Origin of the sequence: Mycobacterium sp. DL440 (genome assembly GCF_011745145.1) — a bacterium.
Classification (GTDB): Bacteria; Actinomycetota; Actinomycetes; order Mycobacteriales; family Mycobacteriaceae; genus Mycobacterium.
Map to the genome: position 1 here is coordinate 218,066 of NZ_CP050191.1, position 16,883 is coordinate 234,948.

The following is a 16,883-nucleotide window of genomic DNA, read 5'->3' on the forward strand; positions in this document are numbered from 1 at the left end:
AACCTCAGAGGTCGTCCTGCATTTCGTAGAGTACCGCGCGTAACTGCCGGGCGGGTGGCACCGTTGCCGACGAGTATTTCCAGCAAACATCTCTATCTCATCGGTGGGTCGAAGAGTCGGTGTTGCCTGCGGAAATCCTTGCGCCCGTGCATCAGAGCGAAGGGCTATCGACACGCTACTTCTGCAGCGTGAACTGATTGACGTCGATATAACCGGTCCGGAAGCAGTCCGCGCATCCGGTCAGATAATGCATGTACCGGTCGTAGACCTCTTGAGACTGGATGTCGAGGGCCAGGTCACGATTGGCCTCCAGGTTGGCTGCCCAGATGTCGAGGGTGCGCGCATAGTGCGGCTGCAGTGACTGCCGCCGGGTCAACGTGAACGCGGCCCCCGCGGAGTGCTCCTCGACCATCTCGATCGACGGCAACCGCGAACCGGGGAAGATCTCGGTAACCATGAACTTGATGAACCGGGCGACCGCGAACGACAACGGCATCCCGCGGTCGATGATCTGCTGCGGTAACAGCCCGGTGATGGTGTGCAGAAGCATCACACCGTCGGCGGGTAAGGCATTGTGGGCGAAGCGGAAAAAGTCGTCATAACGGTCGTGTCCGAAATGTTCGAATGCACCGATCGACACGATGCGATCCACCGGTTCGTCGAACTGTTCCCAGCCCGCCAGTAACACCCGCTTGGTACGTGGGCTGTCGGATTCGTCGAACCGCCGCTGCACGTGAGCGGCCTGGTTGCGGCTGAGCGTGAGGCCGACGACGTTGACGTCGTGGCGGTCGATCGCACGCATAGCCGTTGCACCCCAACCACATCCGACGTCGAGCAGGGTCATTCCGGGTTGCAGGCCGAGCTTGCCCAACGCCAGGTCGATCTTGGCGATTTGAGCTTGTTCCAACGTCATGTCGTCACGTTCGAAGTACGCGCAGCTGTAGGTCCTGGTCGGATCCAGGAACAGGGCGAAGAAATCGTCGGACAGGTCGTAATGGGCCTGTACGTCGTCGAAATGGGGTTCGAGTTGCTCAGGCTGATCTGGCATGCGTCACCTATCGGAAGGGGACCACCGGGCGGGAGCTGCGCCAGGCCGCTTCTTGACCGAGCCGTCCCCCCAGACTGCTGGAAGAAAACTGTAGAACGTGTTTCCCCAGCTACCGAGCTTTTAAACGCTGGCAAACCCAGGTTTCGATAATTAACGTTGCAGATGCAGAGACTATCCGGTGCAGGCAAAGTTTGTCTTGAGCTCGCCGACGACCTCATCCCACACCGGCTCTGGTAGCTCGTGGCCCATCCCGTCGATCAGCACCAGTCGGGCGCCCACGATCGCGCGGGCCACCGCCCGGCCCCCGAACGGGCGCATCAACCGGTCGGAGCGTCCATGGATCACCACGGTGGGCACCTTGATCCGCTTGTCGTGATGGCGCAGGCTGCCGCTGCCGAGAATGGCATCGAAATGGCGGGCGATCCCGGCCGGGTAGTAGGCGCGGTCGTACAGTTCGGCGGCCTGGGCCCTGATCTCCGTCTCGGGAGTGGGGTAGCCGGGGCTGCCGTTGATCCGGCTGATCCGAACTGCGTTGTCGATGACGGCATCTCGCGACGAGTTGGCGGGCGGGCCGGTGATCACCGACAGCAGCTGCTTGATGCCCGGCGGCGGCAACAGGGGCTGGTTGTTGCTGGAGAAGATGACCGCCAGCGACCTGGTGCGCTGCGCGTACCGGGACGCGAACACCTGGGCGATCATCCCGCCCATCGAGCCGCCGACGATGTGGGCGTTGTCGATGTCGAGGTGATCCAGCAGGGCGGCAGCGTCATCGGCGACATCTTCGAGTGTGTAGACCGACGGGCTGCGCAGGCCCACAAACGACCGGGCCATCCGCAGCGCCAGGGGAGAGTCCACCCGCTTACCCGACAACTTGGTGGACAGGCCCACGTCGCGGTTGTCGTACCGGATGACGCGCAAACCCTGGCTCACCAGCTTTTCGCAGAACCCGGTGCGCCACAACAGCATCTGCGCGCCCAGGCCCATGATGAGCAGCACGGCCGGATCATTCGGGTCGCCCATGTCCTCGTAATACAGGTCGACATCGCCGGGTTCTGCGGACGACTTGGCGAATCCCGTTCGCACGCTCATCCCGGCCACTCAGGCCTCGTCCCCGTCGGAATCACTCTCTTTGTGCTCGCGGCTGATGTCCACCATGAAGTTGGCGAAGTACCCGGTGAGCTGGGGATCGTTCATCATCTGCCACTTCGGGGCCAGCAGCTTCATGTACCGCTCGACGTAGAGGAACTGCTTGCCGATCAACACCAGCTCGCGGGGCAGCTTGACGTCGTAGGCATCGGCCAGCGTCGAGAGCTGCTTGCCGATTTCGGCGTAGGACATATCGCCGAGCGACTTCATGGTGAGGGGGGTAGCGAACTTTTCCAGGTCCTTGGCTGCCTGCGCCTCGGGCTTCACGGTGCCGACCGCGCCCATCAGCACGACGATCTTGCCCGCGGCCGCGTGGTCCTTCTTGACCAGCAGGGCGTACACGAGCTCGCGCAGGAGCCAACGGGTGCGCGGGTCGATGCGGCCCATGATGCCGAAGTCGAAGAACACGATCTTGCTGTTGTCATCGACGTAGAGGTTGCCCGCGTGCAGGTCGCCATGGAACAGGCCGTGTTTGAGGCCGCCCTCGAACACGCTGAACAGCAGGGCCTTGACCAGCGCGGTGCCGTCGAAGCCCTTCTTGCGGATGGCCGCCACGTCGTCGATGCGTACCCCGGTGATTCGTTCCATCGTGAGCACCCGCTGGCTGGTCAGGTCCCAGTAGACCTGGGGCACCCGGATGTTCTCGCCGAGCGGGGAGGCGTGCATGTGCGACACCCAGGCGTCCATCGACTGGGCTTCCAGCCGGAAGTCGAGCTCTTCGGCCAGGTTCTCGGCGAAGTCGGCGACTACGTCCTGGGCCGACAGCCGGCGGCCCAGTTTGGCCAGCTCCACCAGCTGCGCTCCGCGCTTGAGGATCTGCAGGTCGGCGGCGACGCGGCGGCGGATCCCCGGGCGCTGGATCTTGACCACCACCTCCTCGCCGCTGTGCAGTGTGGCGTAGTGCACCTGGGCGATCGAGGCCGAGGCGAAGGGCTTCTCGTCGAAACTCTTGAACAGTTTCGTGGGCTCGTCGCCGAGCTCCTCTTTGAACAGCTGGTGGATGGCTTCGGCATCTGCCGGCGGCACCCGGTCGAGCAGGCTGCGGAACTCGCGGCTCAGCGGCTCACCGAAGGCGCCTGGGCTCGACGCGATGATCTGGCCGAACTTGACGTAGGTGGGTCCCAGATCGGAGAAGGTCTGCGGGACCTGCCGGATGATCTTCTGCTGCAGGGAACCGCTGCCGAACATGCTGGCGGCGACGCGGGCTCCGGTCCGGGTGATCTGCCATCCGGTGGCCCCGATACGGGCGGCTTCCACGGGCAGCGGCACCCGGCTCAACCTGGCGACCTCGCGGTGCTTGGTTTTCGGCGGCGTAGTGCTCATAGCTGCAGTGTCTCAAAGGCCACGGTCGGGCCAAAAACATCTGTGCTGTGCGTCACACCGACGCGAAACTTTCTTCGACCTCTTCGCGGCTCAGCGCCGGGTCGGTTCCGGGCACGTAAGTGGGCTCGGTGTGCGACACGGTGGTTCCGGCGGCGACGCGTTTTTGTGCTGCCCGGAACTCGCGTGTGTCGCCGGCCGCGGTGTGCAGCCCGTTGATGATCGACCACACCATCGCACGCCGGGCCGCCCGCTCGATCGGATTGGGATCAGTGTGCCCGATCAGCTGCTTGGCCCACTTCGGCATGGTGTCGCGGATCGCCCAGTCCACCGCGCTCTGCGGCATGGGCAGGTTGGGGCCGGTGGCCATGGCTGCACCGTGGGTGAGCGCAAGCTTGGGCAGGTAGGAGTGCAGGCACTCCAGTGTCTCGGCCTTGGTTTCGGGCAGGTCGGTGCCGCCCAGGGCGTGCCCGACCCGGATGAACTCGCCGTAGTAACGGTCAAGTTTCTTACCGCGCAACGGGTTCGGATGGTAGATCTCGTGGGCGGTGGCCAGCCCCCACACCACGGTCGCGTAGTTCCAGCGCAGCCAGTCGGGATCGTCGGCGTCATAGACCGCACCGTCGGGGCGGGTCCCCTTGATGGTGTGGTGCATGGCGCGGACGGTCTTGGCCACCCGTTCGGCGGTTTCGGTGTTGCCGTAGGCGGTGCCGATGAAGAACGCGATCGAATGTCCCAGGCGCACCGCGGCGCCCTGGGGATCGATGACGGGGATGGCGGTGCCGTCTTCCTCGCGCTTGACCAGACGTGAATGGTGCATGCCCATCCAGTAGATCGAAGGATCGAGGCGCTCGATGTAGGCCGCGCACTGCAGGCCGAAGATGAGTGCCTCGGTGTGGGAGTGCACGTGCCAGACGGCGCTGCCCGGGCCGAACCACCCCGGATCGCCGGTCGGCCCGGCGAATTCCATGCCACGGAAGTAGTGCTGACGAATGTCCGTGTCGAACTTCCGTTGCAGCATCTGCTCGAGCATTTGGTGTGGCATGTCCACCGGGGGACCCCCTTCTGGTTACGTCTGTAGCCAGAATACATTTTGGGTACGGGTGTGACCAGACTTAGTCTGTAGGAATGTCGAGCCCGACCCGATGGGCCGGCGTGCCGCTGACGGACCGCCGGGCCGAACGCCGCGCCCTGCTGGTGGACGCGGCGTTCCGGTTGTTCGGGGACGGCGGTGAGGCAGCGGTCTCAGTGCGCTCGGTCTGCCGCGAATGTGGCCTGAACACCCGCTACTTCTACGAGAGCTTCGCCGACACCGACAACCTGCTCGGGGCCGTGTACGACGAGGTCAGCGCGGCCCTGGCCGTCGACGTCGACGCCGCGACGGCCGGGGCCGCAGACTCCCTGCGGGCCAGGACCCGCGCCGGAATCGCCGCGGTGCTGGGCTTCAGCTCGGCCGACCCGCGGCGGGGACGGGTGCTTTTCACCGACGCCAGGGCGAACCCGGTATTGGCCGCCCGACGCACGGCGACCCAGGACCTGTTGCGCGCCGCCGTGCTGTCCGAGGGCGGCCGGCTGCATCCGGGGTCGGACCCGGTGGCTGCCCAGGTCGGTGCGGCCATGTACACCGGAGCGATGGCCGAACTCGCCCAGCAGTGGCTGAGCGGCAACCTGGGCGACGACCTCGAGGTGGTGGTGGACTGTGCCCTCCGGTTGGTCCTCGGTGCCGCCAGTTAGACCCCGGCGGGCCGCCAGCGCTTGATCCACTCGGTCTCGGGCCACTGCTCCTCGGCCGCGAGCAACTCGTACATCGTTGCGCGGTCGATCGATTCGCGAATGATGTCGGCATGGCCCGCGTGGCGGCTGAGTTCCTCGATCAGATGCATGGCCGTCCACCGCACCGACCAGTTGTCGACGTCCTGCGGGAACCACGGCACATCGTGGGGTACGGGCACGGCGGTGTCGAGGTCCCGCTCGGAGAACACCCGCAACGTCTCGGTGTTCTGGGCCTTGAGTGCCTCGAGTAGACCGGCCAGGGTCTCGTCCTCCCGCATCACGTACATATCGGCGTACTCGGCCGCCTGTTCCTCGAACGGGCGAGGATCTGCCGGTGGAAACTCCGGTCCGTACTCGGCTCGGGCGGTCCAGCTTTTCTGCACGGAGGTGATGTGCTTGATCAGACCGCCGACCGACAACGCGCTCACTGACGGGGTGGACCGGGCCTGCTCATCGGACAGGCCGTGCGCCACCGCGAGGAAGGCGTTTTGCTGAAAGGCGAGGAACCCGATGAGGTTCTGGCGCTCGTCGGCGGCGGGAGGCGGCATTCCTGGCATGTTCAGTTCTCCTTCTTGTGGGATGAGTGGGCGTAAAGATCTCGGATACAGGCGATTTCGGCGCCGTGGTGGATCGCTTCCCGATGGATGTGCAGGACCAGCACGGCCATCGGCTCATTACCGTACGGCCCCTCGGCCGGCCCGCACGGGCGCTTCAGATCATCCTCACTCAGTGACCTGACGCCGTCGATCCAAATTCGGTATGCGTCGTCGAGCTGGCTCAGCGCGGTGGCCGCATCGGTGGCGTACGGCCACGACTGGTAGTCCGCCGGCGGGCCGCCGTAGTGCGAGTGGTTGCGCATCGCGAACACGCCGACGATGACGTGTGCCAGCCGCCAGGCGATCGTGGTGAACGGTTCCGGTTGTGGCGGTGGATAACTGAAGTCGATGGCGCCGTCGGGGTGAACACTCCAGCAGGCGGGGACGGGTTGCCAGTTGTATTCGTCGTCAGTGAGGCCGTCCAATCGCGGCCTCAGTTGATTGGTCCAGTGGAAGTCCAGTTGATCGGCCAGAAGGTTTGTCCACATAGGACCACCGTCTCACGCATATAGGACAGTTTCGGTCCTAAAAGTGCGGCAGACTTCATGCATGGCCGTAAGTAGCGAAACCACCGGCCGCGTGTTGCAACTCCTCGGGCTGTTGCAGTCGCGCCGGGCCTGGACGGGTGAAGAGTTGGCCGAACGGCTCGGTGTCACCACCCGCAGCGTCCGTCGTGACATCGAGAGGTTGCGCGAACTCGGGTATCCCGTCCACGCCAGCAAGGGGCAGGGCGGGGGCTACCAACTCGGCGCGGGCGCGGCACTGCCCCCGCTGCTGCTCGACCCCGACGAAGCCGTCGCGATGGCCGTCTGCCTGCGGCTGGCCGCCGGCGGAAGCGTCGCCGGCGTCGGCGAATCCGCCTTACGGGCGCTGTCGAAACTCGACCAGGTCATGCCCACCCGGTTGCGTTCCCAGGTCTCGGCGGTGCACGACGCCACCATCACCCTGGCCCCGAACTCCTCGGACTCGCCGGTGGAACCCGAGGTGCTGATGACCCTGGCCCGCGCCTGCCGCGACCGTGAGCAGGTGAACACCGACTACACCGACATCAGAGGCAACCACACCCAGCGGCGGCTGGAGCCCTATCAGCTGGTGACCACCGGCCGGCGCTGGTACCTGATGGCCTACGACCGCGACCGCGAGGACTGGCGCAGTCTGCGCTTGGACCGGATGTCCGCGGTGGCGGCCCGCGGCACCACCTTCGCGCCGCGCGAGGCGCCGGACGCGGCCGACTACGTGCGTCGCTCGATCAGCTCCTCGCCCTACCGCTACGTCGCCCGGGTGCGCTATCACGCCCCGCAAGAGATTGTGGCGCAGAAGTTTCCACCAGCGTCGGCCACCGTCGAGGCGGACGGGCCCGACGCCTGCATCGTCACCACCGGCGCCGACGACCCCGAGCGCATGGTGCTCTACTTCGCCACCGTGGGTCACGACTTCGAGGTGCTCGAGCCGCCCGAGGTGGCTGGTGCCGTGCGCACGGTTTCGGCCCGTTTGCGGCGCGCCATCCCAGACAAGCAGACGTGAATGCACCCCCAATTGCCACATTTGGGGTAACCGGAGCGTCTGCTCGCCAGGGGAAATGGTCAGGCAGCAGAAAGGTCAGGTGATCCCGAGGCGGTCGAGCAGCATCAGGAACGCGGCAGCGAAGTCGTTGTCGACGGTCGCGGCGCGCACCACGTCCCAGTCGACCTGCTCGCGTACTGCACGGGTGGCCGGCAGCAACGCCGCGAAGTCGCAATGGTGTTCGTTGAGCGACCGCAGCTTCTCCGACACCACCAGTGTCGGCGGCAACACCGGCATCCGGATCGCGAGCACGTCGAACACCTCGGCGGAGGCCAGCGTGGCCGCGTCCACCGATACGCCGTTGAGTTGGTAGAGCACGTCGACCAGCACCTCGTCGTCGGGATAGGCCTTGAACAACCAGTCCTCGGGCACATGCACGATCTGAAACCCGGCCTTGCGCAACGTCACCTCGGCCGCCTCGGCGTCGGCCTCGGCCACCACGAAATCGACGTCGTGCACCGGTTCGGGCGCGCCGTACACCCACAGCGCATAGCTGCCGCCGAGCGCGAAGTGCGGGCCATGCGCCTTGAGCGCCGCCGCGGCACGCTTCAGCGCGTCACGCAGGTCGTCGTTGCGGTCGAGCATGTGCCATCCCGGATCGGTCGGGCATCGCCATGGTGGAGCCGATGCAGAGTGGGTACTGAGTACCCATGCGGCTGGCCACTTTCAACATCCTGCACGGACGCAGTGTCCACGACGGCGACGTGGACCTGGGCAGACTGGCCGCCGCGGTGGCCGAACTCGACGCCGACATCCTGGCGCTGCAGGAGGTCGACCTGGATCAGCCGCGCTCGGGCAAGGCTGATCTGACCGCCGTGGCCGCCCGGGCGATGAACGCGGTGCACCACCGGTTCGTCGCCGCGATCTCCGGAACCCCCGGCGCCACCTGGATGGCTGCGACCGGCCGCGAACAACCCGGCACCGCCGCCTACGGCATCGCCCTGCTCACCCGGTACCCGGTCGAGAACTGGCAGGTGTTGCGGCTTCCCCGGATCCCGGTCCGGTTCCCGATGTACGTCTCGGGGATCCGCCGGGTTCGGATCGTCCACGAAGAACCCCGGGCCGCGATGGTCGCCCGCATCGACACCCCACTCGGCGCGCTCACCGTGGCCAACACCCACCTGTCGTTCGTGCCGGGGTGGAACCGGGTGCAACTGCGGCATCTGGTGCGGGACCTGAGCGGTTTCCCGGCGCCGAGGCTCCTGATGGGAGATCTGAACTCGGGCGCGCCGGCGCACTGGCGTCAACTCGGGGCCACGCCCACGTTTCCCGCCGATACGCCCACGACGCAACTCGACCACATCCTCACCGACGACTCGACACTGTTCGCCACTGCCTGCGTGGCGCCGCACCTACCGATTTCGGATCATCGGGCGTTGGTCGTCGACATTTCGGCGGGTTGAAGTCGTAGGGTTTTTCAGATGCGCGTCCTGTCAGTGGAGACGACGGAGCTGTTTGCCGGGCCGGAGGATGCCCCTCGGCAGCTGGTGCGGGTGCGGTACGAGGCCTGCGCGGCGCCGACGCCGGTGCGGGTCAACGGGGACGGGCTGACCGGTGAGGCGATCGCCGCGCCTGGAGCCGGCGCCGTCGAGGTTCCGGTGGACGTCGAGCGAGGCGTACCCGGCGAGGTCCGGCGCGCCCGGGTGGGTTCGACCGACTTCGAGTTCACCGTGGCCGAACCGGGCTGGACCATGTACATGATCAGCCACTTCCACTACGACCCGGTCTGGTGGAACACCCAGGCCGCCTACACCAGCGTCTGGACCGAGGATCCACCCGGCCAGTGCCGACAGACCAATGGATTCGACCTGGTGCACGCACACCTGGAAATGGCCCGCCGCGAACCGGAATACAAGTTTGTCCTGGCCGAGGTCGACTACCTCAAGCCCTACTGGGACGCTCGGCCGGAAGACCGGGCCGACCTACGCCGGTTCATCGCCGAAGGCCGGGTCGAGATCATGGGCGGCACCTACAACGAGCCCAACACCAACCTCACCAGCCCGGAGACCGCGATCCGGAACTTTGTGTCGGGCATGGGTTTTCAACGCGACGTGCTGGGTGCTGATCCGGCCACCGCGTGGCAGCTCGACGTGTTCGGCCACGACCCGCAGTTTCCCGGGATGGCGGCCGACGTTGGCCTGACCTCCAGCTCGTGGGCCCGCGGACCGCACCACCAATGGGGGCCGATGCAGAACGACGGCGACCCCGAGCGCATGCAGTTCGCCAGCGAGTTCGAGTGGATCGCGCCGTCGGGCCGCGGGTTGCTCACCCACTACATGCCTGCGCATTATTCGGCGGGATGGTGGATGGACTCCTCGGCCTCACTGTCCGAGGCCGAGGAATCCACCTACACGCTGTTCACCAAACTCAAGCGAGTTGCGTTGACCCGCAACGTGCTCCTACCGGTCGGCACCGACTACACCCCACCCAACAAATGGGTCACCCAGATCCACCGGGACTGGAACTCGCGGTACGTCTGGCCGAAGTTCGTGTGCGCGTTGCCGTCCGAATTCTTCACCGCGGTGCGGGCCGAAGCCGACGAACGCGGCATCACACCGTCCCCGCAGACCCGCGACATGAACCCGATCTACACCGGCAAGGACGTCTCCTACATCGACACCAAGCAGGCAAACCGGGCCGCCGAGGACGCGGTGCTCGACGCCGAGCGGTTCGCGGTGTTCGCCGGACTGCTCGGCGGCGCGGACTACCCGCAGGCTGCGATGGCCAAGGCCTGGGTGCAGCTGGCCTACGGCGCACATCACGACGCCATCACCGGCTCGGAATCCGATCAGGTCTACCTCGATCTGCTGACCGGCTGGCGCGACGCCTGGGAGCTGGGCGTCGGCGCCCGCGACAACGCCTTGCACCTGTTGTCCCAGGCCGTCGACGGATCAGTGGTGGTGTGGAACGCCGTGGCGCACAATCGGACCGACATCGTCACCGTGCACCTGGACGCACCGTTCTCCGGCGCGGTGTTCGACAGCGACGGCAACGAGGTTCCCGTGCTGATCGAGCACGATGGGGCGACGGTGAGCTGGCTGGCCCGTGACGTGCCGTCGCTGGGCTGGCAGTCCTACCGATTCGTCGCCGGCGCAGCACGCGGCTGGGAACCGCTGGCCGGTGCCGAGATCGCCAACGACCGGTACCGGCTGCGCGTCGACGCGGCCCGCGGCGGCGGGGTGTGCTCGCTCGTGGACGACGGGCGCGAGCTCATCGCCGACGGCGGCGTCGGCAACGAACTGGCGGTCTACGAGGAGTATTCGGCCCACCCCGAGGCCGGGGAAGGGCCCTGGCACCTGCTGCCCACGGGGCCGGTGGTGTGCTCGTCGGCCGGCCCGGCCGACGACGTGCAGTGTTACCGGAGCGCGCTCGGTCAGCGGGTGATCGTGCGAGGACGCATCGCAGATCTGTTGCGCTACACCCAGATCATCACGCTGTGGTCCGGTGTGGACCGGGTCGATTGCCGCACCGTCATCGATGAATTCGTCGGGGCGGACCGCCTGGTGCGGCTGCGTTGGCCCTGCCCGGTGCCCGGAGCGCTGCCGGTGAGCGAGGTCGGCGACGCGGTGATCGGCCGCGGATTCGGTCTGCTGCACGAGCATTCGGCCCACCACGCGGTGGACGCGGCACAACACCCGTGGACGCTGGACAACCCGGCCTACGGCTGGTTCGGGCTGTCGTCGGCCGTACGCGTGCGTATCGGAGCCGATGCGGTGCGAGCCGTTTCAGTGGCCGAGGTGGTCGCTCCCGACGACGGCACCGACCCGCGCGATCTGATGGTGGCACTGGTGCGCGCCGGGGTAACAGCCACCTGCAGCGCCGCCGACAAACCCCGCTACGGCGACCTCACCGTGGACTCCAACCTGCCCGACACCCGGTTTGCGCTCGGCGGGCCCGATGAAAACCCCTTCACTGCAGCCGTTCTCGCCGAGGCTGACATCGCCTACACCGACGAGTTCAAACGCCAGATCGACGCAACGGGAACGGCCCGCGTCTGGGTGCCCGCCGCCGCCCCGTTGACCGAACAGTGGGTGCCAGGTGCCGATCTGCGTGGGGTGCGAACCTTGCCGGTCCTGATTCTGGCCGGCGACCTCGACACGGTGGTCGATGACCTGGGTGACGCCGAGATCGTCGTCACCCAGCACGCCCCCGCGGTGGTCGAGCCGTTCGATGCCCGCACCGTCGCATTGCTGAATCGTGGTGTGCCGAGCTTCGCCATCGAGCCCGACGGCACCTTGCACACGTCACTGATGCGGTCCTGCACCGGCTGGCCGTCGGGCACCTGGATCGACCCGCCGCGCCGTACTGCACCGGACGGGTCCAACTTCCAATTGCAGCACTGGACACACACATTCGACTATGCACTGGTCACCGGTACCGGTGATTGGCGGGCCGCGGGTGTCGCACCCAGCGCCGCGGAGTTCAACCGGCCGCTGCAATCGGTGGTGGTCGATTCGGCCGCCGGCGGCGGACTGCCGCCGTGGGGATCGCTACTGGAGATCGAGCCGGCGGGCACCGTGCAACTGGGCGCGCTCAAGGCCACCGGGAATCCGCTCGCCTCGGGCAGCGTCCGCAGTGCCGATCCGGCCGACGGGGTCACCGCGCGCCTGGTCGAGATCACCGGCGGCGCTGCCGAGGTCACCATCCGCTCCGGGCTGCGCGCGGTCTCCACTGCCGTGAACCTGAATCTGCTGGAAGAGCCGGCGCCGGAGCAGCCCTCGCATCTGAGCTTGCACGGCTACCAGATCGCCACCGTATCCACTCAGCTCAACCTGCCGAAAGTGTTGCGTGGCGAGCACCAGCGGTTGGCGCCCGAAGCTGAGGCAGCACAGCCGCTCTACGCCCGGTACTGGCTGCACAATCGCGGTCCGGCACCGCTGGGCGGCCTGCCTGCCGTCGCGTACCTGCATCCGGAAAGCATTGCCGGGCAACCTGATGACGAGGTGGGGGTGCGGCTGACCGCGGCCAGTGACTGCACCGACGCCGCACTGCACGGCCGGGTCCGACTGTATGGCCCGCCGGGCTGGGACGTGCGGCCCGCAGAGCTGCCCTTTGTCCTTCCACCTGGCGAGCATCTGGAAACCGATGTGGTGTTGGGCATCCCGGCCGGGGCCGCACCCGGGCTGTACCCGTTGCGCGCCGAGCTTGCGGTGACGGGCAGCGGATCGGATGCGCTGCCGCCGTCATGGCGTCAGGTGGTCGAGGACGTCTGCATCGTCACGATCGGTGAACCCGGCGGTGACACCGGAGCCCAGGTGCTCAAGCTGGTGTCCGAGCCGGCGGCCGTCGATGTCAAGGCCGGTGAGACCGCTCGACTGTCGGTGGAGGTCGGCACCGACGCGCTCGCCGGCCTGAGTGCCGAGGCACACCTGATCAGCCCATGGGGAACCTGGGAGTGGATGGGACCGGCCGCACTCGGCGTCGAGGTGCCCGCGGCGGGTACCGCCGAGATCTGGTTCGACGTCTCGCCGCCATCGTGGGTCGAACCGGGGCAGTGGTGGGCGTTGATCCGGGTGGGTTGCGCCGGGCGGCTGGTCTATTCGCCGGCGGTGAAGGTGACGGTCCGATGAACCCGGTGACATATGCGGCACGGGTGGCCGGAAAACCGGTGTCGATCAAGGAGATCGACGAGCGGGAGGCCGCGCTGCGGGCGGGGAACCGGGCCTCGGCGCTGCCACGCCCCGGAACCAGCGAGGGGCGTCAATTGCGCCGCTGGCTCACCCAGTTGGTGGTCGCCGAACGGGTGGTGGAGGGCGAGGCCGCCGCGCGAGGATTGTCGGGACTCGGCGCACCCGGTCAGGACGAGGTGCTGCCCGACACCGCGGCCAGGCTGGAGATCGGCAGCGTCGCCGCCGCCACGTTGGGTACCCCGCTGGCCCGTGCGGTGTTCGCGGAGGTGACTGCTGCGGTTGATGTTTCAGAGGCGGAGGTGTCTGCCTACCACGCACGGAATCCACTGCGGTTCGCGCTGACACCGGGAGGCTCGCACGGCTGGCATGGCCGCCCGGTCGCCCCGTCGCTGGATCAGGTGCGCTACCGGATAGCCGCGCACCTGCGGGCGGCCGCGCGCAGGCAGGCGTTCCGGCGGTGGCTCGACGCGCGGTGCGCCGCCCTGGTGGAACTTGCACCCGGGTACGAGCATCCCGGGGACCCCCGTCAACCGGACAACACGCACAAGCATTAGAGGTAGGACCTTGCATGGCGCGGACAACACTGACGATGGCGGTCGATATCGGCGGCACCAAGATTGCCGTCGGCCTCGTCGATCCCGAGGGCCGGCTGGTGCATCGGGCCCAACTGCCGACCCCCGACGGTGACGCCGAGACGGTATGGGCCGTCGTCGAAAAACTGCTCGGCGAGACCCTGCAGACCGCGGACGGCGCCGCGACCGCTGTCGGCGTCGCCTCGGCCGGACCGATCGACCTGCCCAACGGCACGGTCAGCCCGATCAATATCACCGAGTGGCAACACTTTCCGATCGTCGATCGGGTTGCCGACGCCACCCGGTTGCCGGTCCGGCTCGGCGGCGACGGGCTGTGCATGGCGCTCGGCGAGCAGTGGTGCGGTGCGGGCCGGAGCGCGCAGTTCCTGCTCGGCATGGTGGTGTCGACCGGGGTCGGTGGTGGCTTGGTGCTCGACGGCGCGCCCTATGACGGCCGCACCGGCAACGCCGGGCATGTCGGCCATGTCGTCGTCGCCCCCGACGGCGGTGAGCTCTGTACGTGCGGCGGGCACGGCTGCGTCGAGACCATCGCGTCGGGACCCAGCATGGTGCGGTGGGCGCGGCGGCAGGGGTGGGACGGTACCGACGCCAAGGCGCTCGGGGAGGCGGCGACTCAGGGAGATGAGTTGGCCATCAAGGCATTTCAGCGAGGCGCACGGGCGGTGGCGGCGACGATCGCCTCGGTGGGCGCGGTCTGCGACCTGGACCTGGTGGTGGTCGGCGGGGGAGTCGCCAAGTCCGGGGCGTTGTTGTTCGACCCCCTGCGCGCGGCGCTTGCCGACTATGCCGGGCTGGAGTTCCTGCGGGGACTGCGGGTGGTCCCGGCCGAACTCGGTGGGGATGCCGGCCTGGTGGGTGCGGCGGCCCTGGCGCGCGGCTGACGCTTCTGCTTCTGGATCTCCATGTGGGTGCGACCCCATTCGCACAACGCGCCCAGCACCGGCGCCAGCGTCATGCCGTACTCGGAGATCGAATAGTGCACGCACGGCGGCACCGTGCCCGCGTCATGGCGATCGATGATCCCGGCGCCGACCAGATCGTGCAGATGCCGGATGAGCATCCGCTCGGTGATGTCGGGAATGCTGCGGCGCAGATCGGCGGTGCGCATCGGCCCGTCGGACAACCGCCACAGGATGGTGCCCTTCCAGCGCCCGTCGATGACCGACAAGGTCGCGTCGATCGGGCACTCGCCGACCTCTTTCTTGGAAACCGCCATGCCTGAACCCTCCGCCGATGCTGACTAATTTGTCAGTACCTTGTTTTTTGTCAGCATACTGACCAGCCTGGATGGCATGGAAGAAATCGTGCAGATTCTCGCCGTGATCGTCATCGGCCCGCTTCTCGGCGTCGAGTTCGGGGTCGCCGCGTTCACCAACCCGATCCTGCAGCGACTGCCCGACGCCGCCTACCGGCAGGCCCGCGGCACCGGCAGCCGGATTCTCGGCACGGCGATGCCGTTCTGGTACTGCGGTGCGGTGGCGCTGCTGATCGCCGCCACAGTGTGGAGCCCAGGACCGTTGCTCATCACGGCCGTGGTGCTGATGGGGCTGGTCATGCTCTTGTCTCTCACCACACTGGTGCCGATCAACAACCGCGTCGCGGCGGGATTCGGCGATGACGAGGACCCTGATCAGTTCCATGAGCTGGCCCGACGCTGGGACCGGCTGCACTGGCTGCGGGTGGCGTTACTGGCGGCGGCGTTCGTGCTGCTGGTGGTCGCCGGCGCACACTGACGCGGCTCGCGGTGCAAGGTTGCGGCACGTTTTGGCTGATCGGTGGGTGCTCGGCTACTCTGGTCGAGTTCCACCGAAGACCGTCGGTCACCGAGCAATCGGTTGAAGGTTCCGGGAGTACCCCGGGCGGCCCACGCAGGAGGACGAGGCTGGACCAGTTTTCGTGCTGGGTATATCTGCGCCCCGACCTTTATGCGTCGGGGCGTTCGTCATTTCCGGACCTGCTCGTTGACCGGATGGCGGTTCGAGGCGGGACGCCCGATACCCACCACAAGGAGGCATGCATGGCCAAGGCTGATAAGGCCACGGCGGTTGCCGACATTGCTGAGCAGTTCAAGGCGTCGACGGCCACCGTCGTCACCGAGTACCGCGGGCTGACTGTGGCGAACCTGGCTGAGCTGCGCCGTTCTCTCGGCGACTCCGCCACGTACACCGTCGCCAAGAACACTCTGGTGAAGCGCGCCGCGTCTGAAGCCGGCATTGAAGGTCTCGACGAGCTGTTCGCCGGTCCCACGGCGATCGCGTTCGTCAATGGTGAGCCCGTTGACGCCGCCAAGGCGATCAAGAAGTTCGCCAAGGACAACAAGGCGCTCGTCATCAAGGGCGGCTACATGGACGGCAAGGCGCTGTCCGTGTCCGAGGTCGAGAAGATCGCCGACCTCGAGTCGCGCGAGGTGCTGCTCGCCAAGCTGGCAGGTGCCATGAAGGGCAACCTGTCCAAGGCCGCAGGCCTGTTCAACGCGCCTGCTTCTCAGGTGGCCCGCCTCGCCGCGGCGCTGCAGGAGAAGAAAGCCGCCAGCGAAGCTGCCTAGCAGCTGCGTCGCTTGAACTGTCGCTCAACCGCAACCGCACAAACCACCCAACATCTGTAAGAAAAATCAGGAAGGACCATAAACATGGCCAAGCTGTCCACCGACGAACTGCTCGACGCTTTCAAGGAAATGACCCTGCTGGAGCTCTCTGAGTTCGTGAAGCAGTTCGAAGAGGTCTTCGAGGTCACCGCCGCCGCTCCGGTCGCCGTTGCCGCCGCCGGTGCCGCCCCGGCCGCCGCCGAGGCCGCCGAGGAGCAGTCGGAGTTCGACGTCATCCTCGAGGGTGCCGGCGAGAAGAAGATCGGCGTCATCAAGGTCGTCCGCGAGATCGTCTCCGGCCTGGGCCTGAAGGAAGCCAAGGATCTGGTCGACGGCGCTCCCAAGCCGCTGCTGGAGAAGGTCGCCAAGGAGGCCGCCGAGGACGCCAAGGCCAAGCTCGAGGCCGCCGGCGCCAGCGTCACCGTCAAGTAGTCCACACCTGGACCGCAGGAACCCCCGAATCCCAACGGATTCGGGGGTTCTTTGCTTGGATGAGCACGATTGGTTCGGTTGGAGCCCGGGTACTCCCGAATATTGGGAGACACGCATGTGTGGGCCATGCCCCGTGCGCTATGGTGACTCAAGCCACAGGCCGCAGCAGGTGGTGGGGTGAGCCGTAGGCGGAAGGAT

At 67.0% G+C, this 16,883-nt stretch carries 17 protein-coding genes; 9 read left to right on the plus strand and 8 right to left on the minus strand.

What is annotated here, in order from left to right; all coding sequences use genetic code 11:
• Window positions 1–175: 175 nt before the first annotated feature.
• The 4 genes from HBE63_RS01025 to HBE63_RS01040 form a co-directional block, all read right to left on the minus strand.
• Entirely contained in the window at window positions 176–1,048 is an 873-nt protein-coding gene (locus HBE63_RS01025; RefSeq protein WP_166902523.1) for a cyclopropane mycolic acid synthase family methyltransferase, read from the minus strand.
• Between the two features lie 171 nt (window positions 1,049–1,219).
• Window positions 1,220–2,137, minus strand: a complete 918-nt coding sequence (locus tag HBE63_RS01030) for an alpha/beta fold hydrolase (RefSeq protein WP_166902524.1) — start codon at window positions 2,135–2,137, stop codon at window positions 1,220–1,222.
• 9 nt (window positions 2,138–2,146) lie between these two features.
• Window positions 2,147–3,517: an AarF/ABC1/UbiB kinase family protein gene (locus HBE63_RS01035; RefSeq protein WP_166902526.1), complete on the minus strand. Its 1,371-nt coding sequence runs from the start codon at window positions 3,515–3,517 to the stop codon at window positions 2,147–2,149.
• 52 nt (window positions 3,518–3,569) lie between these two features.
• Entirely contained in the window at window positions 3,570–4,565 is a 996-nt protein-coding gene (locus tag HBE63_RS01040) for an oxygenase MpaB family protein (protein WP_166902528.1), read from the minus strand.
• Window positions 4,566–4,642: 77 nt separating this feature from the next.
• Between HBE63_RS01040 and HBE63_RS01045 the strand changes: the two genes are divergently transcribed.
• A complete protein-coding gene (locus HBE63_RS01045; protein ID WP_166902530.1) occupies window positions 4,643–5,248 on the plus strand; it encodes a TetR/AcrR family transcriptional regulator in 606 nt (201 codons plus the stop codon).
• Here HBE63_RS01045 and HBE63_RS01050 read toward each other — a convergent pair.
• Both HBE63_RS01050 and HBE63_RS01055 read right to left on the minus strand, forming a co-directional pair.
• Window positions 5,245–5,844 carry a DinB family protein gene (locus tag HBE63_RS01050; RefSeq protein WP_166902532.1) on the minus strand — a complete coding sequence of 200 codons (600 nt, stop codon included), beginning with the start codon at window positions 5,842–5,844 and terminating at the stop codon, window positions 5,245–5,247. The genes HBE63_RS01045 and HBE63_RS01050 overlap by 4 nt on opposite strands.
• Before the next feature lie 2 nt (window positions 5,845–5,846).
• Window positions 5,847–6,371 (minus strand): DinB family protein, encoded by a 525-nt coding sequence (locus HBE63_RS01055; protein ID WP_166902534.1) that lies wholly within the window; start codon window positions 6,369–6,371, stop codon window positions 5,847–5,849.
• Between the two features lie 61 nt (window positions 6,372–6,432).
• Between HBE63_RS01055 and HBE63_RS01060 the strand changes: the two genes are divergently transcribed.
• Complete coding sequence (locus HBE63_RS01060; RefSeq protein ID WP_166902535.1) at window positions 6,433–7,407, plus strand: YafY family protein; 975 nt, start codon at window positions 6,433–6,435, stop codon at window positions 7,405–7,407.
• 75 nt (window positions 7,408–7,482) lie between these two features.
• Here HBE63_RS01060 and HBE63_RS01065 read toward each other — a convergent pair whose 3' ends face one another.
• The gene (locus tag HBE63_RS01065; RefSeq protein WP_166902537.1) at window positions 7,483–8,031 is read right to left on the minus strand and encodes a nucleotidyltransferase; all 549 of its coding nucleotides are present in this window, start codon (window positions 8,029–8,031) and stop codon (window positions 7,483–7,485) included.
• Window positions 8,032–8,096: 65 nt separating this feature from the next.
• Here HBE63_RS01065 and HBE63_RS01070 point away from each other — a divergent pair, with 65 nt between their 5' ends.
• From HBE63_RS01070 to HBE63_RS01085, 4 genes are read left to right on the plus strand one after another with little or no spacing between them, the layout of a single operon-like run.
• Entirely contained in the window at window positions 8,097–8,849 is a 753-nt protein-coding gene (locus tag HBE63_RS01070) for an endonuclease/exonuclease/phosphatase family protein (RefSeq protein WP_166902539.1), read from the plus strand.
• Between the two features lie 18 nt (window positions 8,850–8,867).
• Entirely contained in the window at window positions 8,868–13,016 is a 4,149-nt protein-coding gene (locus HBE63_RS01075; protein WP_166902541.1) for an NEW3 domain-containing protein, read from the plus strand.
• Complete coding sequence (locus tag HBE63_RS01080; protein ID WP_166902543.1) at window positions 13,013–13,630, plus strand: malonyl CoA-ACP transacylase; 618 nt, start codon at window positions 13,013–13,015, stop codon at window positions 13,628–13,630. The genes HBE63_RS01075 and HBE63_RS01080 overlap by 4 nt, the downstream gene beginning before the upstream one ends.
• A gap of 14 nt (window positions 13,631–13,644) precedes the next feature.
• Window positions 13,645–14,550 (plus strand): ROK family protein, encoded by a 906-nt coding sequence (locus HBE63_RS01085; RefSeq protein WP_166902545.1) that lies wholly within the window; start codon window positions 13,645–13,647, stop codon window positions 14,548–14,550.
• Here the strand turns inward: HBE63_RS01085 and HBE63_RS01090 are convergent.
• Entirely contained in the window at window positions 14,451–14,885 is a 435-nt protein-coding gene (locus HBE63_RS01090) for a helix-turn-helix domain-containing protein (protein WP_166902547.1), read from the minus strand. The two genes, HBE63_RS01085 and HBE63_RS01090, sit on opposite strands and share 100 nt — an antisense overlap.
• 76 nt (window positions 14,886–14,961) lie before the next feature.
• On the opposite strand from HBE63_RS01090, the gene HBE63_RS01095 reads away from it, so the two are divergent.
• From HBE63_RS01095 to rplL, 3 genes are all read left to right on the plus strand, one after another.
• Window positions 14,962–15,402, plus strand: coding sequence for a DUF1772 domain-containing protein (locus HBE63_RS01095; RefSeq protein ID WP_166902549.1), 441 nt, complete (start codon window positions 14,962–14,964; stop codon window positions 15,400–15,402).
• Between the two features lie 284 nt (window positions 15,403–15,686).
• Window positions 15,687–16,214 carry a 50S ribosomal protein L10 gene (gene rplJ, locus HBE63_RS01100; protein ID WP_166902551.1) on the plus strand — a complete coding sequence of 176 codons (528 nt, stop codon included), beginning with the start codon at window positions 15,687–15,689 and terminating at the stop codon, window positions 16,212–16,214.
• Between the two features lie 84 nt (window positions 16,215–16,298).
• Window positions 16,299–16,685 (plus strand): 50S ribosomal protein L7/L12, encoded by a 387-nt coding sequence (gene rplL / locus HBE63_RS01105; RefSeq protein WP_166902552.1) that lies wholly within the window; start codon window positions 16,299–16,301, stop codon window positions 16,683–16,685.
• Window positions 16,686–16,883: the final 198 nt, after the last annotated feature.